General features: G+C 71.9%; 29 protein-coding genes. 12 read left to right on the top strand and 17 right to left on the bottom strand.

All coding sequences use genetic code 11. The annotated features are described in order from the left end of the window. The gene (locus tag Aau02nite_RS16280; RefSeq protein WP_212989264.1) at positions 1–1,458 is read right to left on the bottom strand and encodes an ATP-binding protein; all 1,458 of its coding nucleotides are present in this window, start codon (positions 1,456–1,458) and stop codon (positions 1–3) included. Between the two features lie 152 nt (positions 1,459–1,610). Between Aau02nite_RS16280 and Aau02nite_RS16275 the strand changes: the two genes are divergently transcribed. Beyond that, positions 1,611–3,587, top strand: coding sequence for a purple acid phosphatase family protein (locus Aau02nite_RS16275; protein WP_246595190.1), 1,977 nt, complete (start codon positions 1,611–1,613; stop codon positions 3,585–3,587). A gap of 9 nt (positions 3,588–3,596) precedes the next feature. Here Aau02nite_RS16275 and Aau02nite_RS16270 read toward each other — a convergent pair whose 3' ends face one another. Further along, positions 3,597–3,941 carry an XRE family transcriptional regulator gene (locus Aau02nite_RS16270; protein ID WP_212989263.1) on the bottom strand — a complete coding sequence of 115 codons (345 nt, stop codon included), beginning with the start codon at positions 3,939–3,941 and terminating at the stop codon, positions 3,597–3,599. A 117-nt stretch (positions 3,942–4,058) separates the two neighbouring features. On the opposite strand from Aau02nite_RS16270, the gene Aau02nite_RS16265 reads away from it, so the two are divergent. Further along, positions 4,059–4,544, top strand: coding sequence for a GNAT family N-acetyltransferase (locus Aau02nite_RS16265; protein WP_212989262.1), 486 nt, complete (start codon positions 4,059–4,061; stop codon positions 4,542–4,544). A 63-nt stretch (positions 4,545–4,607) separates the two neighbouring features. Here Aau02nite_RS16265 and Aau02nite_RS16260 read toward each other — a convergent pair whose 3' ends face one another. Then, the gene (locus Aau02nite_RS16260; RefSeq protein ID WP_212989261.1) at positions 4,608–5,753 is read right to left on the bottom strand and encodes a cellulose-binding domain-containing protein; all 1,146 of its coding nucleotides are present in this window, start codon (positions 5,751–5,753) and stop codon (positions 4,608–4,610) included. Next, positions 5,747–7,099, bottom strand: a complete 1,353-nt coding sequence (locus Aau02nite_RS16255) for a glycoside hydrolase family 6 protein (protein ID WP_212989260.1) — start codon at positions 7,097–7,099, stop codon at positions 5,747–5,749. Before Aau02nite_RS16255 ends, Aau02nite_RS16260 begins: the two co-directional genes overlap by 7 nt. Positions 7,100–7,198: 99 nt before the next feature. Between Aau02nite_RS16255 and Aau02nite_RS16250 the strand changes: the two genes are divergently transcribed. Further along, positions 7,199–7,615 (top strand): nitroreductase family deazaflavin-dependent oxidoreductase, encoded by a 417-nt coding sequence (locus tag Aau02nite_RS16250; protein WP_246595189.1) that lies wholly within the window; start codon positions 7,199–7,201, stop codon positions 7,613–7,615. A gap of 495 nt (positions 7,616–8,110) precedes the next feature. On the opposite strand, the gene Aau02nite_RS16245 is transcribed toward Aau02nite_RS16250, so the two are convergent. From Aau02nite_RS16245 to Aau02nite_RS16210, 7 genes are all read right to left on the bottom strand, one after another. Beyond that, positions 8,111–8,482 (bottom strand): GntR family transcriptional regulator, encoded by a 372-nt coding sequence (locus Aau02nite_RS16245; protein ID WP_212989259.1) that lies wholly within the window; start codon positions 8,480–8,482, stop codon positions 8,111–8,113. A gap of 5 nt (positions 8,483–8,487) precedes the next feature. After that, the gene (locus Aau02nite_RS16240) at positions 8,488–9,285 is read right to left on the bottom strand and encodes a hypothetical protein (RefSeq protein WP_212989258.1); all 798 of its coding nucleotides are present in this window, start codon (positions 9,283–9,285) and stop codon (positions 8,488–8,490) included. Between the two features lie 411 nt (positions 9,286–9,696). Continuing rightward, complete coding sequence (locus Aau02nite_RS16235; RefSeq protein ID WP_212989257.1) at positions 9,697–10,032, bottom strand: hypothetical protein; 336 nt, start codon at positions 10,030–10,032, stop codon at positions 9,697–9,699. A gap of 363 nt (positions 10,033–10,395) precedes the next feature. Then, positions 10,396–10,584 carry a hypothetical protein gene (locus Aau02nite_RS16225; protein WP_212989255.1) on the bottom strand — a complete coding sequence of 63 codons (189 nt, stop codon included), beginning with the start codon at positions 10,582–10,584 and terminating at the stop codon, positions 10,396–10,398. A 275-nt stretch (positions 10,585–10,859) separates the two neighbouring features. Next, entirely contained in the window at positions 10,860–11,138 is a 279-nt protein-coding gene (locus tag Aau02nite_RS16220; protein WP_212989254.1) for a hypothetical protein, read from the bottom strand. A gap of 420 nt (positions 11,139–11,558) precedes the next feature. Beyond that, positions 11,559–12,242, bottom strand: coding sequence for a response regulator (locus Aau02nite_RS16215; RefSeq protein ID WP_212989253.1), 684 nt, complete (start codon positions 12,240–12,242; stop codon positions 11,559–11,561). Next, the gene (locus Aau02nite_RS16210) at positions 12,239–13,432 is read right to left on the bottom strand and encodes a sensor histidine kinase (RefSeq protein ID WP_212989252.1); all 1,194 of its coding nucleotides are present in this window, start codon (positions 13,430–13,432) and stop codon (positions 12,239–12,241) included. The genes Aau02nite_RS16215 and Aau02nite_RS16210 overlap by 4 nt, the downstream gene beginning before the upstream one ends. 174 nt (positions 13,433–13,606) lie before the next feature. Between Aau02nite_RS16210 and Aau02nite_RS16205 the strand changes: the two genes are divergently transcribed. Both Aau02nite_RS16205 and Aau02nite_RS16200 read left to right on the top strand, forming a co-directional pair. Beyond that, on the top strand, positions 13,607–15,808 hold the full coding sequence (locus Aau02nite_RS16205; protein WP_212989251.1) for an MMPL family transporter: 2,202 nt from the start codon (positions 13,607–13,609) through the stop codon (positions 15,806–15,808). Positions 15,809–15,869: 61 nt separating this feature from the next. Beyond that, positions 15,870–16,805: a phosphatase PAP2 family protein gene (locus Aau02nite_RS16200; RefSeq protein WP_212989250.1), complete on the top strand. Its 936-nt coding sequence runs from the start codon at positions 15,870–15,872 to the stop codon at positions 16,803–16,805. A 15-nt stretch (positions 16,806–16,820) separates the two neighbouring features. Here Aau02nite_RS16200 and Aau02nite_RS16195 read toward each other — a convergent pair whose 3' ends face one another. After that, positions 16,821–17,441, bottom strand: coding sequence for a LysE family translocator (locus Aau02nite_RS16195; protein ID WP_212989249.1), 621 nt, complete (start codon positions 17,439–17,441; stop codon positions 16,821–16,823). A gap of 90 nt (positions 17,442–17,531) precedes the next feature. Here Aau02nite_RS16195 and Aau02nite_RS16190 point away from each other — a divergent pair, with 90 nt between their 5' ends. Further along, positions 17,532–18,683: a DUF2786 domain-containing protein gene (locus Aau02nite_RS16190; protein ID WP_246595188.1), complete on the top strand. Its 1,152-nt coding sequence runs from the start codon at positions 17,532–17,534 to the stop codon at positions 18,681–18,683. Between the two features lie 39 nt (positions 18,684–18,722). On the opposite strand, the gene Aau02nite_RS16185 is transcribed toward Aau02nite_RS16190, so the two are convergent. Next, a complete protein-coding gene (locus Aau02nite_RS16185; RefSeq protein ID WP_212989248.1) occupies positions 18,723–20,213 on the bottom strand; it encodes a M1 family metallopeptidase in 1,491 nt (496 codons plus the stop codon). A 146-nt stretch (positions 20,214–20,359) separates the two neighbouring features. On the opposite strand from Aau02nite_RS16185, the gene Aau02nite_RS16180 reads away from it, so the two are divergent. Beyond that, complete coding sequence (locus tag Aau02nite_RS16180; protein WP_212989247.1) at positions 20,360–21,094, top strand: sugar phosphate isomerase/epimerase family protein; 735 nt, start codon at positions 20,360–20,362, stop codon at positions 21,092–21,094. A 76-nt stretch (positions 21,095–21,170) separates the two neighbouring features. Here the strand turns inward: Aau02nite_RS16180 and Aau02nite_RS16175 are convergent, their stop codons facing one another. Further along, the gene (locus Aau02nite_RS16175) at positions 21,171–21,404 is read right to left on the bottom strand and encodes a TM2 domain-containing protein (protein ID WP_212989246.1); all 234 of its coding nucleotides are present in this window, start codon (positions 21,402–21,404) and stop codon (positions 21,171–21,173) included. A 64-nt stretch (positions 21,405–21,468) separates the two neighbouring features. Here Aau02nite_RS16175 and Aau02nite_RS16170 point away from each other — a divergent pair, with 64 nt between their 5' ends. Continuing rightward, positions 21,469–21,798, top strand: coding sequence for a FitA-like ribbon-helix-helix domain-containing protein (locus tag Aau02nite_RS16170; RefSeq protein WP_246595187.1), 330 nt, complete (start codon positions 21,469–21,471; stop codon positions 21,796–21,798). Between the two features lie 59 nt (positions 21,799–21,857). Further along, the gene (locus Aau02nite_RS16165) at positions 21,858–22,622 is read left to right on the top strand and encodes an IclR family transcriptional regulator (RefSeq protein WP_246595186.1); all 765 of its coding nucleotides are present in this window, start codon (positions 21,858–21,860) and stop codon (positions 22,620–22,622) included. A gap of 4 nt (positions 22,623–22,626) precedes the next feature. On the opposite strand, the gene Aau02nite_RS16160 is transcribed toward Aau02nite_RS16165, so the two are convergent. Continuing rightward, positions 22,627–22,797, bottom strand: coding sequence for a hypothetical protein (locus Aau02nite_RS16160; protein WP_212989245.1), 171 nt, complete (start codon positions 22,795–22,797; stop codon positions 22,627–22,629). 50 nt (positions 22,798–22,847) lie between these two features. Between Aau02nite_RS16160 and Aau02nite_RS16155 the strand changes: the two genes are divergently transcribed. The 3 genes from Aau02nite_RS16155 (at position 22,848) to Aau02nite_RS16145 (ending at position 24,545) form a co-directional block, all read left to right on the top strand. Continuing rightward, on the top strand, positions 22,848–23,213 hold the full coding sequence (locus Aau02nite_RS16155) for a hypothetical protein (RefSeq protein WP_212989244.1): 366 nt from the start codon (positions 22,848–22,850) through the stop codon (positions 23,211–23,213). An 81-nt stretch (positions 23,214–23,294) separates the two neighbouring features. After that, on the top strand, positions 23,295–23,498 hold the full coding sequence (locus Aau02nite_RS16150) for a hypothetical protein (RefSeq protein ID WP_212989243.1): 204 nt from the start codon (positions 23,295–23,297) through the stop codon (positions 23,496–23,498). 204 nt (positions 23,499–23,702) lie between these two features. Next, complete coding sequence (locus tag Aau02nite_RS16145; RefSeq protein WP_212989242.1) at positions 23,703–24,545, top strand: DUF1028 domain-containing protein; 843 nt, start codon at positions 23,703–23,705, stop codon at positions 24,543–24,545. 6 nt (positions 24,546–24,551) lie between these two features. On the opposite strand, the gene Aau02nite_RS16140 is transcribed toward Aau02nite_RS16145, so the two are convergent. Together Aau02nite_RS16140 and Aau02nite_RS16135 are read right to left on the bottom strand one after the other, a co-directional pair. Then, positions 24,552–25,139, bottom strand: a complete 588-nt coding sequence (locus Aau02nite_RS16140; RefSeq protein ID WP_246595225.1) for a LuxR C-terminal-related transcriptional regulator — start codon at positions 25,137–25,139, stop codon at positions 24,552–24,554. Between the two features lie 41 nt (positions 25,140–25,180). After that, the gene (locus tag Aau02nite_RS16135; protein ID WP_212989240.1) at positions 25,181–26,419 is read right to left on the bottom strand and encodes a sensor histidine kinase; all 1,239 of its coding nucleotides are present in this window, start codon (positions 26,417–26,419) and stop codon (positions 25,181–25,183) included. Positions 26,420–26,444: the final 25 nt, after the last annotated feature.

Here is a 26,444-nt window from a genome sequence, read left to right as displayed (position 1 = left end):
TCAGCGGGGGCCGAGCAGGTCGTTGACGCTGGCGATCAGGTCCTGCTGGCTGATCGGATCGACCAGGCCGCCGGTGCGGGCGTCCTGCATCGCCTTGGCCAGCTGCACCCGGCGCAGGATCTCCTTGATGTCCGCGCCGGTCATGCCGTGGCTGAGCCGGCCCAGCTCGCCCAGGTCGATGCCGTCGGCGAACATGGTGAAGCCCGGCTCCTCGTGCACGGCCGCCAGCTGGGCGATCATCTTGCGGAAGATCTCCGCCCGGCTCACCTCGTCCGGCTTGGGCACGGAGATCTTGACGTCGAAGCGCCCGGAACGGATCAGCGAGTCGTCGACCCGGTGCGGGAAGTTCGTCGTGGCCACCACGATGACGTTGGGGTTGGCCTCGATCAGGTCGTTCATCTCCTGCTTGAAGATGCCGGCCACCGCGTTGATCGCCTGGCTGGCCGCGTCGCCGCCGGAGCCCGCGTAGCTGATGATCGAGTCGAACTCGTCGAAGAGGATCAGGGTGGGCACCCGGTACCGGCGGGCGTCGCGGAAGATCTGCTTGATGTTGCGCTCGGAACCGCCCAGCCACTTGTCCAGGATCTCCGGCGTGCGGATCTCGCGGAAATCGGCGCCGATCTCGTTGGCCAGCGCCCGGGACAGCATGGTCTTGCCGGTGCCGGGCGGACCGTACATGAGAATGCCCTGCGGCCGGCGCGCGCCCCACCGGGCCATCGCCTCCGGGTGCCGGAACGACACCGCGATCTGCCGCAGCTCGGCGACCACGTCGGCCAGGCCGCCGACCTGGTCGAGGGTGACCGTCTGGGTGGTGGGAGCGACCCGCGGGATGGTCTCGCGGCTGACCACGTACTGCCGGCCGGCCAGCGGCTGCTCGCCCGCCTCCGGGCCGAGCAGCTCGACCACGGCCTGCAGGGTCAGCTTGACCATCGCCTCCAGGTGGGCGGGCTGGACGTCGTCGCGGGGCACCTCGGCGCGCAGCCGCACGACACTGCCGGCCTGGTCGTAGGTCACCGCGGCCTGCAACCCGGCGGCCGCGTCGGCCAGGACCGCGGCGCCCGGCTCCCGCTCCGCGACCGGCCCGGAGGGACGATCAAGACCGAGCTTCTTGTACGCCGCGACGGCCGCCGCCCCCACCCCGTCCACGATCTTGGTGGTCACCGGGTCACCCGCGGCGATCCGCTTGGCCAGCAGGGTCCCGACCGGGTCGTTGCCCAGCACCACAGCCCGGATCCGCTCCCGCTGCGGCACGTCGTCATCGTTGGTGCGGATCTCCGCGACGAACACGTGCACCGGGCCAGAATCGGCATCCGCGCTGGTCACGGTCAGGGTGGCCCGCCGCACCGGCGCGGGGAAAACAGCCCGGCGCAGCAACTCGACCGGATTGACCCGGGCAGCGGCAAGAATGGTGGCGGCATCCACGATCTCGACCGTGGCGCCCGCGTACTCGAAGGACATGACGGCCCCCTCTCCCACCAAGAGTGACACGACCCCCCGACGTTCCGCCCGCTCAGCCCGGCGTCCGGTCCCGGGGACCCCTTTCGTCGGGTTTTCTCGGCGGGCCGGGCGTGTACGGCCCGTGACCCGCGCCGGCCGGTCAGGATGGCCGCGTGAAGTTGTCGAAGGGTAGCCGTCCCGTCACGGTGGATGAGTGCACTGAGTGGAACGCCCGGGAGCTGACCCGGCAGCGGGTGAGCCGCCGCTCGATGCTGAAGGCCGTCGTGGCGGGCGCCGGCGGGTACGCGTACGCCCAGTTCCAGCTGGCCGATGCGGCGTTCGCGGCCGGTGGCGGCAAGGCGGGCAAGGCGGGGGTGGTGGTCTCCGGCCGGCACCTGTCGTTCGTACCGGCCTCCGACGGCATGCTGCGCCCCGCGATGGCCGTGACGGCCCAGCTGGTCAGCAAGACCGGCAAGCTGCCGGGCAAGTTGCGGGCGTTCGTCGACGTCGGCACCGAGCCGGGCCGGTACGGCCACCGGACCGAGGCGGAGATCCAGCACCTGGTCGGCCAGTACGCCATCCCCGGCGGTCCGATCGGGAGCCAGTTCTACCTCAAGGCGACCGTGGACGGACTGCGCGCCGACACGGTGTACCACTACCGCGTCCGGCTGTCCGACGGCACCGTCAGCGGCGACGCGCACTTCAGCACCGCTCCGGCCCGGCAGTCCACGGTGCCGGCACCGTTCACGTTCACCGCCTTCGCCGACGTGGGCACCAACACCGCGCCCAAGGACCCGAAGTACGCGTGGGGACAGAACCCCGCCTCCGTCACGGCGGCCGGTGGGAAATGGCCGTCCGGGATCTTCGACGACAACTCGTACCTGCCGGATGATCCGGTCGCCGGGCCGCACGGCACCGACCGCCGCCCCGCCTTGACCCAGACGATGCTCATGGCCACCCAGCGGCCGGTCTTCACGCTGCTGGCCGGCGACATCTGCTACGCCAACCCGTCCGGCTCGGGGCTGCCCGCCGACGACACCACGGCGCTGACCGGCGTCGCTCCCAAGGGCCGCAACCTCTACAACCCGTACGTCTGGGATGTCTTCCTCGATCAGATCGAGCCGGCGGCCGCCTACACCCCGTGGATGTTCACCACCGGCAACCACGACATGGAACCGCTCTACGGCAACACCGAGTTCCTCGGCGACAGCCCCACCCACGGGTACGGCGGCCTCATGTCACGACTGGACTTCCCGTCGAACGGGCCGAAGAGCTGCCCCTCGGTGTACCGGTTCGTCTACGCCAACGTGGGCGTGATCTCCATCGACGCCAACGAACTCTCCGCCGAGCTGCAGACCAACACCGGCTACTCCGGCGGTGCCCAGCTGAGCTGGCTCAAGCGCACGTTGCGGGAGTGGCGCACCGAGCGGGCCGGGGACATCGACTTCGTCGTCGCCTTCCTGCACCACTGCGCGTACTCCACGACCCAGAACCACGCCTCCGACGGCGGTGTCCGCGACGCGCTCGACCCGCTGTTCAGCCGGTACCAGGTCGACCTGGTCGTGCAGGGCCACAACCATCTGCTCGAACGCACCGACCCGATCCGGTACGGCAAGCGGACCCGGTCGGCGCCGGACGGCTCGACGATCCATCCCGCCAAGGACGGCGTCACCTACATCTGTGTCGGTTCCGGCGGCCGGCCGCGCTATCCGTTCCGGCACGCGCCCAGCCCCGCCGCGCCACCGCCGCCGGGGATCACCCCGACCGGGCCGCAGAAGCTGCCGGCGGGCCAGCGCTACCGCGGCTACCAGCCGCCCGGCGGCCCGAACGAGGTGGAGAACAACACCGAGAACATCGTCAACAGTTACGTGTGGTCGAAGCAGGACAGCAAGATCAAGGCGGCCGGCCACCTGGGCGGCAGCCGGGTCCCCGAGGTGATCGACTGGTCGCAGGTCCGCTACGACGACTACGCGTTCATCGCCGTCGACGTCGTGCCCGCCGCCCGGGGCGCGCGCACCACCATGACCGTACGCAGCCTCGCCGACGCGCTGCCGGGGACCGAGACGCCCTACACCGAGATCGACCGGATCACGCTGGCCCGTACCGCTGGCCACGCGGCCGTGCTGAGCGACGCGGCCACGCAGCCGTGACCGCGCACTTCAGCACGCGCGGTGACCCGCGGCCGGCCGGGGCCTGACGGTGCGCTGGCCCTCCGGATAGACCTTGTGGAACGTGATGAGCCAGCGGATCTGCTCCCGTGGGGGCACTCCGCATCCGCGCAGGAAACCCACCAGGGAGTCCTGCCGGGGCGTGCTCGCGGCGGTGATCAGATTGTGGACCGTGGCGCGGGAGATCGGCGTCCCCGCGTCGCGGCTGCGCTTGGCCACGCTGTCGAGCGAGCGTCTGCGCACGGACATCAACGCCCGCAGGCGTCCTGCGAACTCGACCGGTGTGGCGGCGCCGGTGGGATCCGGGGGTACCGCCGACGTGGTGGTGACGTTCATCAAACCTCGCCCCTCGTACTGGCCCTTCCAGACACCGCCGATCGTGGTGGGGGCCCCGGCAGCGAACAAGAACGCAGTTGCGTACGAGTTGGCGCGCCCGGCGGGTACCGTCGTCGCGTGCCCGAGCTGATCACGCCGACCGTCCACCTGCACCGGTCCTGGCTGGAGGCCCACACCGAGTGGGGCCCCGGAGCGCACGAGGACGGATTCGGGCTGGGTCCCGGCGACGAGGTCGGCACGCCGGCCGGGTTCGCGGCCTGGCTGGCACGGCTCTCGCAGCACCGGTGCAGGTACCGCTGGATCATCGAGGGTGATCGCGTGCTCGGCGGGATCGCGCTGCGTTACGGTGACGACGAATACGTACGGTGGGCCGGTCACCTCGGTTACGGCATCCGGCCGTCCGCCCGGCGGCGCGGGCTGGGCGCCTGGGCGCTGGCCCGGATGCTCGACGAGGCGCGCGGGCTGGGTCTGGAGCGGGTGCTGGCGGTGTGCGCGCCCGGCAATGCCGCCTCGGCGCGGACGATCGAGCGGGGCGGCGGCGTCTTCGAGGGCCTCGGGGAGACTCCGTTCGGCCCGGCCCGGCGGTACTGGTTCGAGCTCTGAGGTGTCCCGGGACCCGGAACGGCGACGCGGAGGTCGCGCCGCCGCCCGGGTGCCCGGGGTGAATCAGCAGCCGATGCGGGCGGTTCCCACGGCGACGTCGTCGTACCAGAGGGTGTCGGCCCCCTCGCCGTAGCTCTCCCAGCCCAGACGCAGGTCCGTCAGGGCCGGGCGCCAGGTGCGGTTCAGCCACTGGCCGTCGATGTCGTGCGTCGGTACGCCGTCCTGCAGCAGGCCCGGCACCGAGGTGCCGTTGAGCCAGGTCTGCATCGTGCCGTTGCCCTGGTCCACCTTGAACTCCACGCAGTTCCAGGTGCCGGTGGGCAGCGGCGCGGACAGCGCCACCCCGGCCGGGCTCTGTTCCGGCAGCGTGGCGTCGTCGGATGCCCGGTTCCACTGCAGAGCGCCGTTCTGGCCGCCGAGGCGCAGGTCCCGGTTGCCGTCGTTGGCGTCACGCAACGCCACCGCCGTGGTGTGCGCCGCCGGCAGCGCGGTGGTGTGCCGCACCCAGTAGCGGACGAACAGCGCGGACGCCCCCGCCGGCAGCAGGGCGGTGTTCCGCATGAACACGTGGTTGCAGTAGCCGGCCGCACCGTCGATGCGCAGCGACGTGCTGCCGCTGTGCGCGACCGCGGTGTCGAACGCCGCCTTGCCCGCGCCCGAGCAGTCCGGATAGGTCGCCGTCCAGGCGGCCTGCGTGCCCTCGAAGCCGTCGCAGCGGACGCCGGAGTCGCACCCGTTCTGCGGCGGGGTCGTGGTGGGCGGGGTGCTGGGCGGCGTACTGGTCGGGGGCGTGCTGGGCGGGGTGGAGGTCGGCGGGGCGTCGCCGTTGCAGGAGACACCGTTGAGGGCGAAGTCCGCCGGGGCGGGGTTGGTGCCCGAGTACGTCGCCTGGAAGCCGAAGCCCGCCGAGGCCCCGGTGGCCAGCGCGGTGCTGTAGCTCGGTGCCGCGGCGGTCACGGCACTGCCCGACTGGGTGAGCTGCGCGTTCCAGCCGGAAGTGACCCGCTGGTCGCCGGTGTACGTCCAGGTCACGACCCAGCCGCTGATCGGTGCGCCGTTGTTGGTGACGCGCACGTCGGCGGTGAAGCCCGTACTCCACTGGTTGGCGGTGTAGGTGACGTCGCACGCCGTGGCGGCGGCCGCGGGGGTCACCGCGACCAGGACCGCGCCGATCAGCAGAGCGCCGGCGGCCGCCAGCTTGATCAACACGGCGTGCCGTTCAGCACGAAGTCCGTCGGGGCGGCCGGGGCGGTCCCGGTGAAGGTGGCCTGGAAGCCCGTCGACGTGGTGGCGCCGGTGGCCAGCGAGCCGTTCCAGGCCGCATTGCGGACCGTGACCGTGCTGCCCGACTGCGACCAGGTGCCGCTCCAGCCGCTGCTGACCGTGACGTTGGCCGGCAGGGTGAAGGTCAGCGTCCACGAGGTCAGGGCGGCGCCGCGGTTGGTGATCCGGACGTCGGCGGTGAAGCCGTTCGACCAGGCGTTGGCCGAGTAGGCCACCGAGCAGGTGCCGGTCGGCGGCGGGGTCGGCAGGGACGGCGGCGGGGTGCTGGGCGCCGGCGTGCTCGGCGTGGGCGAGGACGTGACCGGCGGCGGGCTCACCGGGCCGGCCGCGATCGCCAGGTCGTAGGCGCGCTGGGGGACGAACTGCCCGGCCCCGGCGATGCAGCCGTCGGCCTCACCCGGCAGCTTGATCCACAGGTACGCGTCCAGGATCGGGTCGGACACCGCGTTGGTGCTGGGGATGCCGATCGCCCGCCCGGCCGGGTCGCACCACTCGCTGCCCAGCGGCCCGTTGCCGTTGCGGCTGGTGTCGATCACACCCTTGAGCCGGGAGACCCCGGTGGCGGCGATGACGTTCCGGATGTAGGCGGTCGACTCCGCGGTGGTGCGGTAGTTCGAGACGTTGACCGAGATGCCGTCGGCGCTGTTGGCGATGTCCGCGCGGACCAGCCGGGCGGCCACCTCGGCCGGGGTCAGCCAGGCCGAGTGCCCGGCGTCGAAGTAGACCTTGGCGGCGGCCGAGGCGGCCTTGAACGCCTTGCCCGCGTACGCCATGGAGGCATAGACCTCCTGTTGCTGGGCCGCGGTGAGACAGCTCGTCATGATCGGGAGCACGTCGGGCTCGAGGATGATCGCCGCCGCCCGGCCCTTGAGCCCGGCAGCCACCTGGTCGACCCACTGCCGGTACACGGTGTGGTTGGGCAGCCCGCCGGAGCTGGCCCCGCTGCAGTCGCGGTTGGGGATGTTGTAGACGACCATGATCGGCGTCTTGCCGGCCGCGGCCGCAGCCCCCACGTAGGCGTCCACCTCGGCGGCCACCGTGGCGGTGTTGTTCTGGGTGTACCAGCGGCCCTGCGGGACGTTCGCGATCCGGTCGCGGATCACGGCCGCTCGCGAGTCGCCCGGGTTGGCGGCGACCCAGCGGGCGGCGCTGGTCTGCGGGTCGACGTAGAAGGGGGACTCGGCGGCGGACGCCGCGCCGGGCCAGAGCACCGCGGTGCCGGCGACCACGGCGGCGGCCGCCGTGGTGGAGGCGAGGGATCTCAAGCGCATTCGACAACTCCTGGGGATGAGTATGGGAGCGCTCCCATGCATCGACCACGCTAGTTGTAACAAGGTGGAAATCTCAAGGCCGCAGGCGATGATGTCCGGATGACCATGCCTGAGGACGTCCTGGCCTACAACCGCGAGCTGATCGAGGAGTTCCGGACCGACGGCGGAGAATCGCTGGCGAACCGGCCCCTGCTACTGCTCACCACGGTCGGCCGCCGCACCGGCCGGCCGCGGACCAGCCCCATGATGTACGTCCGCAGCGGCGACCGCCTCCTCGTGATCGCCTCGAACAACGGAGCCCGCGAGGACCCCCAGTGGTACCGCAACCTGCAGGTCGACCCCTCGGTGACGGTCGAACTGCCGGGCGAGAGGTTCACGGCTCACGCCGAACCGTTGTCCGGCGACGACTACGACCGCGAGTGGGCCGGGATCAAGCAGGAGTTCCCGTTCTTCGCCGAGCACGAGACCCGCGCCGGCCGGCGTATTCCGGTGGTGGCCCTGACCAGAACGGCCTGAGCGCCGCGCGGAGGAAATCCAGCGCGCCGGCTGCGCCCGAACGTCAGCTGGGCGCTTGGCGCCAGCAGCGAATGACGAGCACGACGGATTGCTGGTCGTCGTCGCAGGTCACGGCGCATACGGCGAGGACGATCTTCTGGCACCGGACAGCGCCTGTTGTCCTTTGCCATCGAACTCTGCCCGTGCCACTCAATCTTGTCTCGAACCGAGCTCTTGCCACTGAAGTTGTCCTGCTGGCTGCTGACCTGCGAAAATCCGCCCCCCGTAGCCGGAGAAGGGCTTCCGATGGCGCGTGGCGCCTCCGCTCTTTGCCAATCATGAAGGCCCGCGCAGGTCAGGGACACCCCAACGGGCCGACATAACTGTCACAGGACAGCGCCCGACGGCGGGCAGCCAGGCCTCTCTTCCGTGCTGTCCTTCGACCGATCCTTGATCGCCTACGACCACTGATCCGTTGGGAATCACTCGCCTGGGGGTTGGCGGTCGTCCCGATGTTCAGCTGACCTTTGGAACGCCCTGGGTCAGCGCCGCTTGGACGATGCGGACGGCCTCGGCGGTGTCGATGCCGAGGCTGGCGATGACGGCGGCGTACTCGGCGGCGGCGCGGCTTGCCCGTTCGCGTCCCTGCTCACCGGCTGCGGACACAAACGAGCCGGCCGCGCCGCGGGTCTCGATCAGCCCCGCCTCCTCCAGCTCCCGGTAAGCCCGGCCGACCGTGTTGACCGCCAAGCCGAGGTCCGCGGCCAGGCGGCGGATGGTCGGAAGCCGGGTGCCCACGGCCAGCGTGCGTTCCTGGATCTGCCGGGCGAGCTGGGCGCGGAGCTGCTCGAACGGTGGGACCGGCGAGGCCGAGTCGATGACGATCATGCGGTTCACCGGGCGCTGGAGACACGCTGGGCCGCCAGGGTCCTCCGCCCGTCCCAGACCGTGATCAGGACGAGCGCGATGACGCTCAGGATGATGAAGACGAGCCAGCCCGTGTTCCACGGATCGAGCCCGGTGTCGAATACCGAGACGACCGGCAGTGACCACACCACGGTCGGTAGGCCCACCTCGCGGGCGTCCTCGACGCGCATGAGGAAGTCGACCTTCAGTGAGCCCTCGTCGTCGGCCACTACCGGGTGGGTGAGCACATGGCGCAGTTGGACGGCCGTACCAACCGCGACCCCACACAGCCCGATGAGCAGGATGACCGCCGCGTACCTCGCGGTTCCGTCTCGCATGGTCAGGGTCGCGATCGCCAGCACTGCCGCGCCCGCGTACGTGATCGCCAGCAACGCGGCCCGCGGCACGCCGAGTACGGTTCGCCAGCCGGGCCGGACGGAGTGGGTCGCCCGTCGCGGCAACGCCGCGCCGGCCTGCTCATCGACCCGCCGTACCCACCGGTCCAGCAGCGACAGGCTCAGCACCAACCCGGCCACCAGCGCCGTCAGCACCACCAGCGCCCAGCGCCGCTGCGTCCCGAACCCGTCATCCGCGGGACGGATCGGCAAGGCCGAGACGTAGACGAGGGCGGTTGCGATGAGGAACGCGGTCGGCAGGACGGCAGCGGCCAGCCGCGCACGTCGCCGGGCCGTCAGGCGCACCGCCAGCATCGGTGTCGGCATGACGTCGGCCAGGCCGCGCCCGGCCAACCACAGACGAGCTATCTCGAGCTCCGTCGGACGCACCTTCCTCGGCATAGCGGCCTCCCAGCTTGTCGCAAGTCTTGTCTCACTATCTTGCGACAAGTGCAGCGACAAGTCAATTCTGGCCACCGTGCGATGGAACGTGACGACAAGCGCGCTCGGCGTCCCGTAGCCGGCCCGGCCGGCGGGCCGCGGCGACCGGCTGGGTCACCTCGAACCTCCGGCCGGACAAACCCCGGTGGCAGGCCAGACGGAACTACTCAGCTGTCAAAGGACGCGTACGCACTCCGGCTGCCTCGGAGCCGGTGGTGCCGAAAGAACATGCCGAGTTTGGAGTGGCGCCCACAGAAGATGCCGAACGATAGCTACCTATACCTGCGCCCGACCCGTGGTGCCGAGAGAACCCACCCTCCCGGTACCCGATCAAGGTGCCGAAATCAGACGGCCGCCTGGTCAGGGGCGGGCGAATCTTCTGGCGAGGTCGCGGTATCGAGTCGCGGCCGCCAAGGCCTGGTCGGGGGTGACGGCGGTTCCGGGCATCCGGCTGAGGTGTTCGAGCTGGTCGGCGAGGTGCAGGTGGTGGCGGTGGGCGAAATCGCGGCAGGCCAGGCAGGTGACGTTCTCCGGGTGGGCGGAGGTCATCGCGTGCGGCACCCGCAGGCCGCATCCGGTGGTGACTGTCGGCGGTAGGTCGGCCGCGAGGCCGAAGGTGGACGCGAGGATGTTGCGTGCGGTCACGTCGGCGTTGAACTTCACGTCGACGTGGATGTGAGGATCGGCGTCGCCCATTCAGTTGTGTTTAGCACAGAGGCTGCCAGGCACGGGGTCGAGGGGAGCCTTGGCGCTACCTCTCGCGGTGATCGAGCGGCCGGATGACGCGCCCAACTCGGTCAGTTCCTGGCGGTCGCCCCCGATCGTCTGCTCAATGATCTGGGGTGATCCCCGCCGGCCGGTACCTCTCCTGCATCTCGATGCCGATCTGGACGGCCGCCTGGTCGCGGGTAGTCGGTTCCGTGCAGCGCGGCCAGGTCGGCAGCGTCCGCGCTGCCGTGCAGCGCCCAATCGGGAAGTCGGCCTTGATGCCGACGTAGCCGTAGTGGAGATTCGACCAGAAGTCGTAGCTGATGCCGGTGTCCGTGTCGGAGATCGGGATCAGCCGGTTGTCTCCGCGGCGATGTCCCGGATGTCCTCCTTGTGATCCCAGTCGCCGCCGGGGTTCACAAGGTCGAACCACCTGACCAGGGACGCCCCGGGGACGGACGCGTTCGCCTCCGCCAGCTCGGCGACCGTCTTCGACTGCGAGTTGCGCGTCATCTCGTCGGTGATGAAGTCAGTGACCACCTGATACTCCGCGCCTTCGGCGCCGGGCACGCCCTACAACGCGACGCCGGAGTCCTGCTTGCGGATCAGTTCAGTGGGCGGCGTTCAGATGGTGCGCACCTCCTTCATACCCCGATCGGGCATAACTCGGCGTTTCCTCCGCAATTCTGGCGGTCCCTTCTGCACACACAGCCTTACCCGGAATTGCTCAGTCCGACCCGGCAGGTCCTTGAAACTGATCCAGAATTGCTTGGCAGCCGTACTGAGCAGGCACTGCCGAAACTAAGGACGATCGTTCAACCGCAGAACCCTGAAAGGGACAGCTGGCCGGCACGGAGTGTGCCGTTCGCGATGAGTAGGTCTGCCGAACGAGGCGCGACGTCGAGATAGTCGAGATCGAAGTTGTCTCGGAAGAGGATCAGCCGACGGCAGTCAGCGATTTTCGGCGGATCGTTGACGTCTCCCAGAATCTCGGCACAGATTCCGGCCTGCCCTGTTCCGGCCACTCCGAAGGCCGGGGTCGGCAACGGATCCTGCGGCTGCGGCCCGAGGCTGACCTGCGCCGCACTGGTCACCAACGTGGTTCCAGAAAGCGTAATCATGACAATGGCGGCGGCGATGGAGATCAGCCGGATATTGGTGACCTGGCGTGAGTGATCACTCCAGCGCTGGAAACGCGCACGCAGGGCGCCTTACCGAGAAGGACTCACGTCCGGCTTCCATGGTGACCCATGGAATGATCTCTTCTCATCATGTCGCCCCCGTTCCGGGCTCTGCTGCAACTGCACTCCGAGCTTAACGGCGGATGGCGCTGAAGGTGATGAATGATTCGATCGATCATGCCCACCTTCACCCGTGCGATCCCGTCCCGAATTCAAACTCGTGCTTGCGTCCTGGGCATGGGTTCTGAACGATGCCGGCCGCTCTCCGAATGGACTACCTCGCCAGTGTCCCGACGTCAGCCGACGCCGATCGCCGTGCCGCGCGGAGCAGCTCTAGCCCGTGGGCAGCTGCTCGCCCGGGCGGACCAGGCCCCGCTGGTACGCCAGCACCACCAGCTGCGCCCGGTCCCGCACGTCGAGCTTGGTCATCGCCCGGTTGACGTGTGTCTTCACGGTCAGCGGCGAGACGTACAGCCGCTCGGCGATGTCGTCGTTCGACAGGCCGTGGGCGACCAGCACCAGGATCTCCCGTTCGCGGTCGGTGAGGCCGGTCAGCTCCACCGGGACCTGTCCGGCGCCGCCCTCGGGCTGGCTCAGGAACCGGCTGACCAGCCCGCGGGTGGCCCGGGGTGACAGCAGTGCCTCGCCGTCGGCCACCACCCGGATGGCGTGCAGCAGGTCCGCGGGGGCGACGCTCTTGCCCAGGAAGCCACTGGCGCCGGCCTGCAGGGCGAGCACCACGTTGTCGTCGTTCTCGAAGGTGGTGAGCACCAGGACGCGTACCCCGGCGAGGTTGTCGTCGGCGCCGATGCGCCGGGTGGCCTCCAGGCCGTCCATGCGCGGCATCCTGATGTCCATCAGCACCACGTCGGCGCGGGCCGTGCGGGCCAGGGCCACCGCCTCGCCGCCGTCGGAGGCCTCGCCGACCACCTCGAACTCCGGCTCCGAGTCGATGATCATCTTGAAGCCGGCCCGGATCAGCGTCTGGTCGTCGGCCAGCAGCACGCGGATGGTCACCGCAGGCAGCCCTTCGCCGGGGTGTCCTCGGTGGGCAGCACGGCGTGCACCCGGAAGCGGCCGTCGCCGAGCGGGCCGGCGGTCACGGTGCCGCCCGCCGCGGTGGCCCGCTCGCGCATGCCGAGCAGGCCGTAGCCGGTGCCCTCGGTGTCGCGGTCGGGCCGGATGTCGTTGGTGACCTCGAGGATCACGCCGCTGGCGGCGTACTCGACGAGCAGCACGGCCCGGCCGTCGCCGTAGCGGTGGGCGTTCGTCAGGGCTTCCTGCACGATCCGGTACGCCGCCAGGTCGACCATCGCCGGCAACTCGCGGGGCTCGCCGCGCAGCTGGTTCCGTACGGTGAAACCGGCGGCCTGCAGGGCGCCCAGCAGATCGGGCAGCCGGGACAATCCGGGGGCGGGCTCGGTGTTCGCCTGCTCGTCGGAGTTGCGCAGCACGCCAACCACCGAGGAGATCTCCTTGAGTACCAGGTCGGAGGCTTCGCGGATGTGCGCCAGTACCGGGCCCACCTGGTCGGGCCGGCGCTCCAGCACGTGGGTGGCCGCGCCCGCCTGCACGCTGATCACCGCGATGTGGTGGGCGACCACGTCGTGCAGCTCCCGGGCGATCCGCAGCCGCTCGTCGATCACCCGGCGCTGCGCCTCCTGCTCGCGGGTCTGCTCGGCCCGGTGCGCCCGGGCCTCGACCTCGGCGACGTACGCGCGGTGGCTGCGGGCGGCGTCCCCGACCGCGGCGGCCATGAAGATCCAGGCGAAGACGGCGAGCACGTCCGGACGCCACCCGGCGGAGGCGACGACGGCGGCCACGTAGACCACCGAGGCGGCCGCCAGCGCGCACGTCCAGCCGTCCCGGCGGTTGCGGTGGGCCGCGATGGAATAGGTGATCACGCCGAGCACGAGGATCAGCCCGGGATTGCTCACCCCCTGGCTGATGCCGCCGACGGTGGCGCCGGTGGCGATCACCAGGGCGCCCCGGGGATGGCTGCGGCGCTGCAGGACGGCCAGGAAGGCCACCACGGCGACCAGCACGTCGCCGATCGTCACGGTATCGGTGAGGTCGGAGGTCGGCTTCAGCACCGCCGACTTCAGCACGAAACCGGCCAGCACGACGGCGAGCAGGGCGTCCACCAGCAGCGGGTGCCACTGGGCATCCGACCACCGCTTCATCCGCATCACGCCGGTCTCCTCCATCACGCTGACCGTACGCGGGCGGGCGGGACCGGGTCGTCGTCTCGTCGCAGTAGCCGGTGCCGGTCGGAAATACCACGCCGATGGTATGCGGTGCCTGCACGGGGACGACGCGCCGGAACCGGGATTCATTGATCGTTTCAGGGGTCACCTGACGACGCGATCACGGGAGTACCGATGGCCACCTACCTCTACCGGCTGGGCCGGTTCAGTTTCCGCCGGCGCAGACTGATCCTCGCGCTCTGGCTGGCCGCGCTGGCGTTACTCGGCGTGGGCGCGGCCACGTTGTCGGGACCCACCTCCGACGAGTTCAAGATCCCGGGCACCGAGGCCCAGGAGGCGATGGACCTGCTCGGTCAGCGCTTCCCCGGCGCCGGTGCGGACGGCGCCCAGGCCCGGGTGGTGTTCGCGGCCCCCGCCGGTGAGAAGCTCACCGACGAGCGCAACCGCGCGGCCGTCGCCGAGACCGTCGCCCGGCTCAAGACCGGCGGGCAGGTCGCCGCGGTCTCCGACCCGTTGCAGGGCACCGTCAACCAGGCCGGCACGGTCGCGTACGCGCAGGTGACGTACAAGGTCGCCGCCACCGCGCTGACCGACGCCGACCGCGAGGCGCTCACCGAGGCCACCGAGGCGGGCCGCGATGCCGGCCTGGCCGTGGAGGCCGGCGGTGACGCGGTCCAGGAGCAGGGCGGCCCGGGCAACTCCGAGATCCTCGGCATCCTGGTCGCCGCGGTGGTCCTGGTCATCACCTTCGGTTCCCTGGTCGCCGCGGGGCTGCCGCTGCTGACGGCCATCCTCGGCGTCGCCGCCGCCGTGCTCGGCATCCAGATCGTCTCCGGCTTCGTCGACCTGGGCAGCAACACCTCCACGCTGGCACTGATGCTCGGCATCGCCGTGGCCATCGACTACGCGCTGTTCATCGTCTCCCGCTACCGCCACGAGATCACCATCGGGCGCCGTGCCGAGGAGGCGGTCGCCCGCGCGGTCGGCACGGCCGGTTCCGCGGTCACCTTCGCCGGGCTGACCGTATTCATCGCCCTGGCCGCGCTGACCGTGGTCAACATCCCCGTCCTGACCGAGATGGGACTGGCGGCCGCCTTCGCCGTCGTCGTCGCGGTGCTCATCGCCCTGACCCTGCTGCCCGCCCTGCTCGGCTTCGCCGGCAAGCGCGTCATGGGCCGCCGGGGCCGCGACCCGGAGGCCGGCGCGGCCAAACCGTCGGCCGGGCTGCGCTGGGCCACGTTCGTCACCCGCCGCCCGGTGGCCGTCCTGGTCGCCGCCGTGCTGGGCCTGCTGGTGCTCGCGATCCCGGCCCTGGACCTGCGCCTGGGCCTGCCCGGGGACAACATGGCCGGCGCCGAGACCACCCAGCGCAAGGCGTACGACATGCTGACCGACGGCTTCGGGCCGGGCTTCAACGGCCCGCTGACCGTGGTGGTCGACGCCGCGTCGAGCCCGGACCCGCAGAACGCCGCCGCCACCGCGGCCGGGACGATCAAGGGCCTGGCCGGGGTCGTCACGGTCAGCCCGCCCACCCTCAACCCGGCCGGTGACACCGCGATCCTGCAGGTCATCCCGGCTACCGCACCGGACAGCACGGAGACCGAGGCGCTGGTCCACGCGATCCGCGACCAGAACGACGGCCTGCGCGAGCGCACCGGCGCGGACCTGTCGGTCACCGGCACCACGGCGGTCGACATCGACATGTCCGACAAGATGGGCAACGCGCTGGTGCCGTACCTGGCGGTGATCGTGGCGCTGGCGTTCCTGCTGCTGACGCTGCTGTTCCGGTCGATCCTGGTGCCGATCAAGGCGATCGGCGGCTTCCTGCTCTCGGTGATCGCGACCTTCGGCGCCGTCGTGGCCGTCTTCCAGTGGGGCTGGCTCGACGGGCTGTTCGGCATCGACCAGGCCGGCCCGATCATGCCCATGCTGCCGATCTTCCTGATCGGCATCGTCTTCGGCCTGGCCATGGACTACGAGGTCTTCCTGGTCAGCCGGATGCGCGAGGAGCACGTGCACGGCACGCCGCCGACCGAGGCGGTGGTCAACGGCTTTGCGCACGGGGCCCGGGTGGTGACGGCGGCGGCGATCATCATGGTCAGCGTCTTCGCCGGCTTCATCCTCTCGCCCGAGTCGTTCATCAAGTCCATCGGCTTCGCGCTGGCGGCGGCGATCCTGTTCGACGCGTTCGTGGTCCGGATGACCATCGTGCCGGCGGTGATGACGCTGCTCGGGCGCCGGGCCTGGTGGCTGCCGCGCTGGCTGGACCGGGTGCTGCCGGACATCGACGTCGAGGGCGAGAAGCTGCGCGTCCCGCCGGAGGAGCAGAGCGAGCCGGAACACACCGGCTCGGATCTGGTCACCGCCGGCCGATGAGAGTGGCCCGGACCGCCCCGGCGGTCCGGGCCCTCACCCCGGGAACAGAGGTGACCCCGCGATGACGCTCGCCGACGACCGTCCGGCTCCGGCGCCCGTGGCCGTGCCGCGGACCCGGCCGGCCCCGCTGCGCGAGCTGGCGCTGATCGCGGCGCTGTGGGCCGCCTACAGCCTGGGCCGGCTGGCCGCGGACGGCCACGTCGCCACGGCGACGGCCAACGCGAGCCGGGTCTGGGACCTCGAACGGTTGCTGCGCCTGCCCGGCGAGACCGGACTGCAGCACCTGCTGCTGCGTTCCGGCGCGGTGATCGAGGCGGCGAACAGCTATTACGCGTACGTGCACTTCCCGGCCACGATCGCCTTCCTGCTCTGGGTCTACCTGCGCCGCCCGGGCCACTACCGGCCGGTCCGCAACACCCTGGCCCTGCTCACCGGTACGGCGCTGGCGGTGCACCTGATCTTCCCGCTGGCTCCGCCCCGCATGCTGGCCGCCACAGGGCTGATCGACACCGGGCGACTCTTCGGCCCCAGCGTCTACGGCTCCCCCGCCACCGACAGCGTCACCAACCAGTACGCGGCCATGCCGTCCCTGCACGTGGGCTGGTCCCTGCTGGTGGCGTGCACGCTGCTGCGACTGACGCGGGGCCGGTGGCGCCGGCTGTGGCTGCTCCACCCGGTGCTGACGCTGCTGGTGGTGGTCGGCACCGCCAACCACTACTGGATCGACGCCGCGGTCGCCGCCGCTCTGCTGGCCGCCGCGATGCGCCTGACCGGGCTGGGCCTCGTCCGCCCCGGCCCGGCCCGGTCCAGCCTTTCCCCGCCCAGTCCCGCACCGCTCATTCCCGCACCGCGCCACAGTCCGCACGTCCGCGAGCTCACATCACACGGCCCCATCCGGCGCAGTCCCACCCGGCCCCGCGCCACCCGGCCCGGCCCGGCCCGGCGCGGCCCCGGACCCCGCGGCCCGATACCGCACGGCCGCACACCGCGCACCTGAGCGCCGGCCCGGGCGTCACGACCGGACGAAGGCCAGCCGGGCGCCCAGGCCGAGCAGCGCCGCACCGCTCAGCCCGTCCAAAGCCCGCCGCACCCCGGACCGGTCGAACACCCGCCGGAACACGGCCACCAGGTTCGCCACCGTGTAGAACCACAGCAGGGTGACCGCGACGGCGAGCAGCGAGAGGGTGAGCGTCTCCAGGGTGCCGGGATGCGCGGGCAGGAACTGCGGCAGCAACGCCAGGAAGAACACCGCCGCCTTGGGATTGAGGGCATTGCAGAGCAGCCCGTCCCGGAACGCCCCGCCGGTCGACCCCGGCACGGCGCCCGGACCGGTCTCCGGAGGGCGGATCGCCGCCAGCAGAGCCCGGATCCCCAGGTACGCCAGGTACGCCGCACCCACGTACCGGATCGTCGTCAGCACCACCGGGACCGTAGCGACCAGCGCGGCCACCCCCGCGGCCGCCGCGACCGCCCAGAGGAAGACGCCGGTGGCCACGCCCGTGGCCGCGGCCATCCCTTCCGCCCGCCCGCGCACTGCCGAGCGGCGCACGACCACCGCCAGGTCGGGGCCGGGCGACATCGCGCCCAGACCCACCACACCGCAGAACGCCATCAGCTGAGCAGCCGTCGTCATGCCGCCCACGGTACGGCCACCGGGGTGACGTGCGCCGCCCGGCGGCCACGCTGTGCGAGGGCTGCTGGCCCGACCAGGCATCATGGCCGCGTGGAAACGGTGCGGGAGACGATCGGCGCGATCGTCGGCGGGCGGACGGGCTACGAGGACGGCCTCGACGCGCTCACCGTCGCGCCGGCCGCCGAGGTGGACCCGGCGCTGGCAACGGCGGTGTTCGACGCCACCGCGCGGCTCTGGCGCGGTGGCTGGCAGCCGGCCGAGCTGCACCGCCTGGTCACCCGCCGCGGCACCGGGGTGCAGCCGCTGCTGATCGTCGACTCCGTCGCCGCGTACCTGCGCAGCTTCCGCCCCAAGACGGTCGACGAGCGCTGGCGGGCCCAGGCCGCCGAGCTGGACGCCCGCCCGTGGTGGGGCGACGACGCCGGCTACCTGCGGCAGGTCACCACCCACCGCCGGGTCGACCGGGTCACCCTGATCGACGCGATGCTGAGCCTGGTGACGTTGCTCAACGGGCTGCCGCCGATCGAGGTGCTCGTGCCGCCGCCCGGGCAGGCCGCGCCGGTGCGGCGGGAGCCCGGCAACGACGCCAAGCTGGAACGGGTCCGGGCGTTGCTGGCCAAGGCCGAGGCGACGACGTTCCCGGCGGAGGCCGAGGCGTACAGCGCCAAGGCGCAGGAACTGATCTCACGGCACAGCATCGACGAGGCGCTGCTGGCGGCCGGGGGCGGGACCGCCGTGGTCCCGTACGCCCGGCGGATCGGGGTGGACCACCCGTACGAGAGCGAGAAGGCGTCGCTGCTGAACTCCGTGGCCCGGGCCAACCGCTGCCACGTCGTCTGGTCCCCCGAGTTCGGCTTCGCCACCGTCTTCGGCTTCGACGCCGACATCGACGCGGTGGACCTGCTGCACACCTCGCTGCTGGTGCAGGCGCACCGGGCCATGGCGCGTACCGAGCCGCGGGGCAAGGCGGGCCGGTCGCGGCTCAAGAACTTCCGGCAGTCGTTCCTGGTCGGCTACGCGGTGCGGATCGGCGAACGGCTCGCCGAGGCCAGCCGGGCCGCCCTGGACCAGGCCGCCGATCCCGCGGCGCTGCTGCCCGTGCTGGCCTCGCGCGACGTGCAGGTGCGCGAGGCCCGGGACCGTTCGTTCCCGAGCACCACACGCGGGCGCGGCTTCCGGGTGGCCAGCCTGGAGGGCTGGGAGTCGGGTCGCGAGGCGGCCGACGAGGCGAAACTGCACTGAGGACCCGGCCGTCTCCGGCCGGGCCCTCAGCGGGACGGATCAGTGTGCGTGCAGCATCTCGTGGTTCTGCTGGATCTTCGCCCACGACTTCGGGGCCTTCGGCGCGGCCTTGCGGGCCAGCGCGGAGACACCCTCGACGGCCGGCTTGGACGGCGTGTAGAGCCAGTCCTGGAACAGCTCGTCGAGCTGCTGGCCGGAGACCTTCTCGGCCAGCGCGATGAACTCGGCGGTGTTGGCGTCGCCGTCCTTGTGTTCGGCCGCCCAGGTGCGCAGCAGCTCGAAGAAGTCGTCGTCACCGATGGCCAGGCGCAGCTGGTGCAGCGTCATGGCGCCCCGGTCGTACACCGCGCCGCTGAAGATCTCGGCCGCGCCGGGGTCACCGGGTGCGATGGTCCAGAAGTCGGCGGGCTGGGTGGCGTACAGGTAGTCGAAGATCTCCTGGGTCGTGCCCTCCCCCTGCTCCTCGGACCACAGCCACTCGGCGTAGCTGGCGAAGCCCTCGTTGAGCCAGATCTCCTTCCACCGCTCGACCGACACGCTGTCGCCGAACCACTGGTGGGCGTTCTCGTGCACGACCACCGACATGTTGGCGCCGCTGCGGAAGAAGCCGGACGAGTACACCGACCGGGTCTGGGTCTCCAGGGCGAAGCCGAGCGCGCCCGGCGGCCCCACGACGCCGCCCTGCGCCTCGAACGGGTACGGCCCGAAGATGCTGCTCCCCCAGTCGACGACCTCGGCCGTGCGCTCGACGCTGGCCTTGGCCGCGTCCTCGAAGTCCTGCGGCAGCAGCTCCGAGTAGGCGTTGATCACCTGCTGGCCGCCGGCCGTGGTGTCCCGGGTGATCTCGTACTGCCCGATGGCCAGGAACGCCAGGTAGGTGGCCTGCGGGTGCAGCGAGCGCCAGCTCCACCGCTTCCAGCCCAGGATGTCCTGGGTGGGGTTGCGCGGCATGACGCCGTTGCTGAGCACCTCGACGCCGTCGGGCACGGCCACGGAGACGTCGAAGGTGGCCTTGTCGCTCGGGTGGTCGTTGCTCGGGAACCACCACCAGGCGATCTCGGGCTGGCCGACCGCCAGGGCACCGTCGGCGGTGCGCGTCCAGGCGGTGTAGCCGGCCGCGACCTTGTTGGACGGCACGCCGGAATACTGCACCACGACGGTCATCGTCTGGCCCTGGGTGACCGCCCGCGGCGGCGTGACGACCAGCTCGTGGTCGCCCTCGCGGGTGAACGTGGCGGGCCGGTTGTTGACCTTCACGGAGGCCACGTCGAGCACGAAGTCGAGGTGGAAGGAGCTGAGATCCTGCGTCGCCGCGGCCAGGATCGTGGTGGTGCCGGTGAGGCGGTCCTCGCCGGGGTAGTAGCGCAGCCGGACGTCGTAGTGCGAGACGTCGTAGCCGCTGTTGCCGTAGTCCGGGAAGTAGTCGTCGCCCAGCCCGGCCCCGCCGGGAGTGGGTGCGGCCTGGGCCGGGAGCGCGCCACCGGCCAAGGTCAGTGCGGTGGCGAGCGTTGCCACCAGCAGTCGTCGCACGGTCGAACTTCCTTCCGTCGCGGACCGGATCACGGTCCTGCGTGGAGTGGTCAGCCCGAACCTATCGAAGTGTCTCGACGCCCGCCGCCCCCGGACAGTCCGCGGTAGAGTCGTCCTCATCTATGGCGGACATCCGCATCCTTGTCATGACGAAGCCGTTCGGCGCTCCCCCGCCCGGCCGGCTCGCCGCGACCCTGGCCGCGCTCGACGCCGACGGGGCCGAGCTCGTCGTGCGCGACGGCCAGACCGTGACGCCGCGGGATCCCGGCCGGCTGCGGGACGTCGCCGCGGAGCTCACCCGGCACGGCCTGCAGCTCGGCGTGGTCACCACCGATCTGGTCCGGGCGGACGACACCGCCGACACGATCTTCGGCATCTGCGCCGAGCTGGGCGTGCCGCTGGTCCGCCTCGGCTGGTGGCGGTACGACGCCGCAACGGGCTACCAGCGCATCCTCGACACGGCCCGGCGGGATCTGGCCGGGCTCGCGGGGCTGGGCCGCCGGCACGGCGTACGGCTGGCCCTGCAGCTGCACCACGGGACGATCCACCCGTCGGCCGCGCACGCGCTGCGCCTGACCGAGGAGCTGGCCGTCTACCTCGACCCCGGCAACCAGGCGATGGAAGGCAGTGAGCACCTGCCGATGAGCCTGGACCTGCTCGGCGACCGGGTCGCCTGCGTGGGCGTGAAGAACGCAGCCTGGCGCGACGCCGGCCTCGCCTGGCAGCCGCTGGCCGACGGCGGTGGCGTCGTCGACTGGCCGCGACGCTGCGCATCCTGCGCGAGCGCGGCTATGCCGGGCCGCTGTCGCTGCACGCCCACTACCCGACCGCCGACCCGGTGGCCGCCGTCGCGCGGGATCTCGCCCACTTGCGGACATTGATCGCCTGAGCCGAACAATGCCGGCCGCGCCGCCGCTTCTGTCGCGGGGGCACGGCCGGTCATCGGCGGGATGCGGGTCAGCGCGCGAGCGCGAGCCCCTGCTTGTCGGTGAACTTCCCGACCGCGATCATGATGAAGTCGATCAGCGCCCAGAGACCGAACCCACCGAAGGTGATCAGCATGAGGACGCCCGTGCCGATCTTGCCGACGTAGAAGCGGTGGATGCCGAGCACGCCCACGAAGAAGCTGAGCACGAGCGCGACGACCCAGGACTTCGAGCCCGTGCCGGTGGCGGTCTGAGTAGCAGTCATTCTGGTTATGTCTCCCTGTCTGAGATGTGTCGAAGCCGGTGCACGGTAGCGGGACAGGGCATCCGTGGGCAAGATCGAAATTCCGATCGCCGCGGCCCCGCGTGCGGGCATTGCCAGCGTTCCGGAGCAACAAGGAGATGAGGCGATGGCGGCGCTCAGCATCCGAGATCTGGACGACTCAGTCAAAGAGAAGCTGCGTCTCAGGGCGGCCCGGCATGGTCGTTCCATGGAGGCTGAGATCCGCCTGATTCTCACCGCAGCTGCCACCGAGGAGGAACGCTCACAAGCCGACCTCTTCGGCGCGCTTACCGAGCGCTTCGCCCAACTCGGCGGAGTCGACCTCGACATCCCGGTCCGGACCACGCCACCCCGAGCGGCGGACCTCGGCGCGTGATGATTGTCCTCGACACGAAAGTCGTCTCCGAACTCATGCGTGCGACGCCAGCTCCGGCCGTGCTCGCACGGCTACAGCAAACGTCCAGCACCGGCCTGTACACCACTTCGGTCACTGCCGCCGAGATCCGCTACGGCGCCCTCTCGGAGCTGCAGGAGCGCATGGGCTATCCCCGCTCCAGCCTGCACGCGCTGGTACGCACGCTGCGCGAGCTGAAGTGGGTGGAGGCGGACGAGAGCGGCTCGGCGTTCGGCGTCGGCCCGCACGCCCTGCTCTCCGGCACGGCCTATCTGGACCGGGACCCGGCGCTGCGGTACGCGTACGAGACGCTGGAGGACCTTCGTACCGAGGTGGGCCACACCATCCACTACGCCCGCCGCGACGACACCCACGTGCTCTACCTGGCCAGCCGCGAGTCACGCGAGGCCGAGCGGGTCATCTCCCGGGTCGGGCGCCGGCTGCCGGCCCACGTCACCGGGCTGGGCCAGGCACTGCTCGCCGACCTGACCAAGGCCGAGGTGGACGCCCTGCTGCCGGACACGCTGGAGGCTTTCACCCCGCAGACCATCACCGGGCGCGCCGCCCTGCACGCCGAGCTGGACGCGGTCCGCCGGCGGGGCTGGGCCTTCGAGGTCGAGCAGGGCACGCCCGGCGTGGCCTGCGTCGCGGTCGCGGTCGGCTACCGCATCCCGGCCACCGACGCCATCTCCTGCTCGATGCCGGCCGACCTGGCCCAGGGCGTCCACCTGGATGAGGTGGTGGCGGCGGTGACCGCGCACACGAACGCCCTCGCCGCCACGTTGCGCCGCGAGGGCATCCGCTGACGGCTCACATCGGCTCACCCAGCGGCAGGTCGCACCACGAGCCGACCCGGGTCAGCAGCGGGGCGTGCGCGAAGTCGGGCTCACCGAACTCGGCGATCTGCCGCTCGGCGTAGACCTCGGCCTCGGCCCCTCCATCGCGGGCCCGCGGCAACCTCAACCGGATGATCCGGGACACCGCACGCAGTCAGGCCCGGCGCCCCACCGCGCAGTATGCCCCACTGCTGCGTGCGATGGCCGGGTCGGCGTACCGCACCCGGGGTCACCCACCTGGAGCCGCTCATCGATGTGCTGGTGCAGGGGCAGGACGTCGCCGTCCCGCTCGGCCGGCAGCGCGCGATGCCCGCGCGGGTGTCGGCCGCCGCCGCAGCCCGGGTGTGGCCGAATCTGTGGCCGTTCCGGGCCGAGCGGCGGCTGCGCGGCTTCTCCTTCGCCGCCACCGACGACGACTGGACGGCGGGTGCCGACCCCGCGTCGAGGGCCCGATCGGGGCGATCCTGCTGCTGCTCACCGGGCGGCCGGCGGCCCTGTCCCGGCTCTCCGGCCCGGCGTGGAGGCTCTGGCGCACGGCTGTCACCCGCCCGGACGGAGTAGCCGCCGCCCGGGGCACGTGTGGCAATCGTCGCCGCGGGTAATCAGGAGGGCGTACCCCCAACCGGCGACGAGGAGACTCCGATGTTCTTCAACCTGATCAGGCGCTACGCGATCATGGCGATCGCCATCCCGCTGGCCGCGGCCGGCGCGCGCAAGCTCAGCGACGCCGTGGAGGCCAAGCGCGGGCCCAGCCGCGGCACCAGGCTGCTGCGCCAGGGCGCCGACACGCTCCAGGGCCGTTTCGGCCGGCAGAAGAAGCGCTCGCGTTTCGCCTTCGGCCGCTGACGCAGCTACGGGCGGGCCGGGAACCGGCAAGCACCCGTCCCCGCCCGTAGCTCCCGGCCCGCCAGTCGCGGACCGTGGTCGGCCCCACCGAGGGCGGCGGCGGGCGCGACAGTGATCAGACCGGCGGGATGCCGCCGGCGAAGTGGGGCGGCACCCGGGGCACAGTGTTCTCCTGCCGTGTTACGACTCGGATAACGTGCCCGCATGACTTTCTCTGTCGTGGCGCGATCCGCCGACGGCGGCGCGCTCGGTGTGGCCGTGGCCAGCAAGTTCCTGGGCGCCGGCGCGGCCGTGCCCGCCGCCCTGGCCGACGTGGGCGCGGTGGCCACCCAGTCGTACGCCAACCTCGCGTACCGGCCGCAGGCGCTCGCGCTGCTGGCCACCGGGGTGCCCGCCACCGAGACGGTCGCCGGGCTGATCGCCGCGGACGCCGGTCCGGTGGACCACCGGCAGGTCGGCGTGGTCGGCACGCAGGGTCCCGGCGCCACGTTCACCGGCTCGGCGTGCCACGACTGGGCCGGCGGCGTGGCCGGGGACGGCTTCGCCATCCAGGGCAACATGCTGGCCGGCCCGCAGGTGGTCGAGCAGATGCGCAGGACTTGGCTGGCCGGCGCGGACCGGACCCGGCTGGCGTACCGGCTGCTCGACGCCCTGCGCGCCGGCGACGAGGCCGGCGGCGACCGGCGCGGCCGGCAGAGCGCGGCGCTGCTGGTGGTGGCCAAGGGCCAGGGGTACGGCGGCACCAGCGACGTCGTGGTGGATCTGCGCGTGGACGACCACCCCGACCCGGTCACCGAGCTGACCCGGCTGCTCGAGCTGCACACGCTCTACTTCGCACGCCCGGACCCGGCGACCCTGCTGGATCTCGACGGGGACATCGGCGCCGAGGTCCGCGAGCGGCTCGCCGCCCTGGGCCACCCCGCGGGACCGGCGCCGGCCGACCTCGACGAGGCCCTGGCCTCCTGGGCCGGCATCGCCAACCTGGAGGAACGCATCGTCGCCGGGAGGATCGACCCCCTGGTGCTGGACCAGCTGCGCGCCGCCTGAGCCGGGTCAGCCGCGCAGGAAGGCCAGCACGGCCCGGACGCGGCGGTGGTCGTCGACGTCCGGGGGCAGGTCCAGCTTGGCCAGCAGGCTGCCGATGTGCTTGGCCACGGCCGCCTCGCTGACCACCAGCGTGCGGGCGATCGCCGTGTTCGAGCGGCCCTCGGCCATCAGCGCCAGGACCTCGCGTTCGCGCGGGGTGAGCCGGCCCAGCGGGTCGCGGCGCCGGCCGAGGAGCTGCCGGACCACCTCCGGGTCGACCACGGTACGGCCGGCGGCCACCCGGACCAGCGCGTCGACGAACTCGGCCACCTCGCCGATCCGGTCCTTGAGCAGGTAGCCGACGCCCGCGGTGTGGCCCGAGTCGAGCAGCTCGGCGGCGTACGTCTGCTCCACGTACTGGCTCAGCACCAGGACCGGCAGGTCCGGGTCGGCGGCCCGCAGCGCGATCGCCGCCTGCAGCCCCTCGTCGCTGAAACCCGGCGGCATCCGCACGTCGGTGACCACCACGTCGGGCCGGTGCTCGGCCACGGCCGCCAGCAGGGCGGGCGCGTCGGCGACGGCCGCGACCACCTCGTGGCCGAAGTGCCGCAGCATCCCGGCGATGCCCTCGCGGACGATGACGCCGTCCTCGGCGATCACGACCCGCACGGGATCTCCACGTGCAGCAGGGTCGGGCCACCGGGCGGGCTGGACAGCGCCACCGTGCCGTCGACGGCGGCGACCCGGTCGGCCAGCCCGGTCAGGCCGGTGCCGCGCTCGGGGTCGGCGCCGCCGCGGCCGTCGTCGCGGATGTCCAGGTGCAGCCGGCCGCCGCGCACCCCGGCGGTCACGGCCGCCCGCGTCGCCGCGCTGTGTTTCGCCACGTTGGCCAGGGCCTCCACCACCACGAAGTACGCCGCCACCTCGACCGCGTCCGGCAGCCGCCCGTCCAGCCGCAGGTCCAGGTCGACCGGCACCGGGGCGTGCCCGGCCGCGTCGCCGACGGCCGCGGCCAGGCCCCGGTCGGTGAGGACCTTCGGGTGGACGCCGCGGATCAGCTCGCGCAGCTCGGCCAGGGTCTCCTTGGCCAGCTGCTGCGCCGCCGTCACCTGGACCGCCGCCGGAGAGCCGGCGGCCAGCTCCAGCCGGGCCAGGCCGAGCTGCATGCTGAGCGCGACGAGCCGCTGCTGGGCCCCGTCGTGCAGGTCCCGCTCGATACGCCGGCGCTCGACCTCGAACGCGTCGACCAGCCGGGCCCGGGACCGGCTGAGCTCGACCAGCTTGGCGTCGCTGTCGTCACTGCGCGGGGCCAGCAGCGCCCGGGCCATCGCCGCCCGGGCCCCGGCCCACGCGGTCACCGGATAGGCCGCCACCGCCAGGATGGCCGGGGTCGACAGGGCGAGCGGCACGGTGAGCCACAACGAGTCCTCGCGGTTGTAGAACGGACCGAACAGCACCGTCGTGGGTGCGAAGACGGCCGCCCCGACGACCACCGCGTCCATCCAGCACAGCACCAGCGCCGAGATCATCGTGTAGCCGAGCTCGCGCCAGGTGGCCTGCTCCCGCAGCCGGCACATGAGCCACGGGCGCAGGCCCGGGGCGGCGGGTGCGCGGTGCGGGTCCGGCAGTTCCTCGCGGTCGACCAGGCGCATCCGCCACCGCTCCAGGCGGCCGACGGCGACTCCGGACAGGACGGTGGCCAGGTAGCCGGCGATACCGACCACCACGACCGACAACACCGCGCCCGCGGCCAGCAGCAGCACGGTGGCCACGATCGTGGCGAAGCCGATCATCGCGCCACCGGTGAGATAGGCCAGCGAGCGCCACGGCCACGACGACGTCAGGAACCGGGTGGGCCGCATGGTGAGCGCGTCGAGCGCGTTGCGGACCGGCATGGGCAGTCACGCTACCGGCGGGCCG

Origin of the sequence: Actinoplanes auranticolor (genome assembly GCF_018332655.1) — a bacterium.
Lineage (GTDB): Bacteria > Actinomycetota > Actinomycetes > Mycobacteriales > Micromonosporaceae > Actinoplanes > Actinoplanes auranticolor.
Note: the sequence above shows the minus strand (reverse complement) of the source record. Positions and strands in the feature narration are given on the sequence as shown.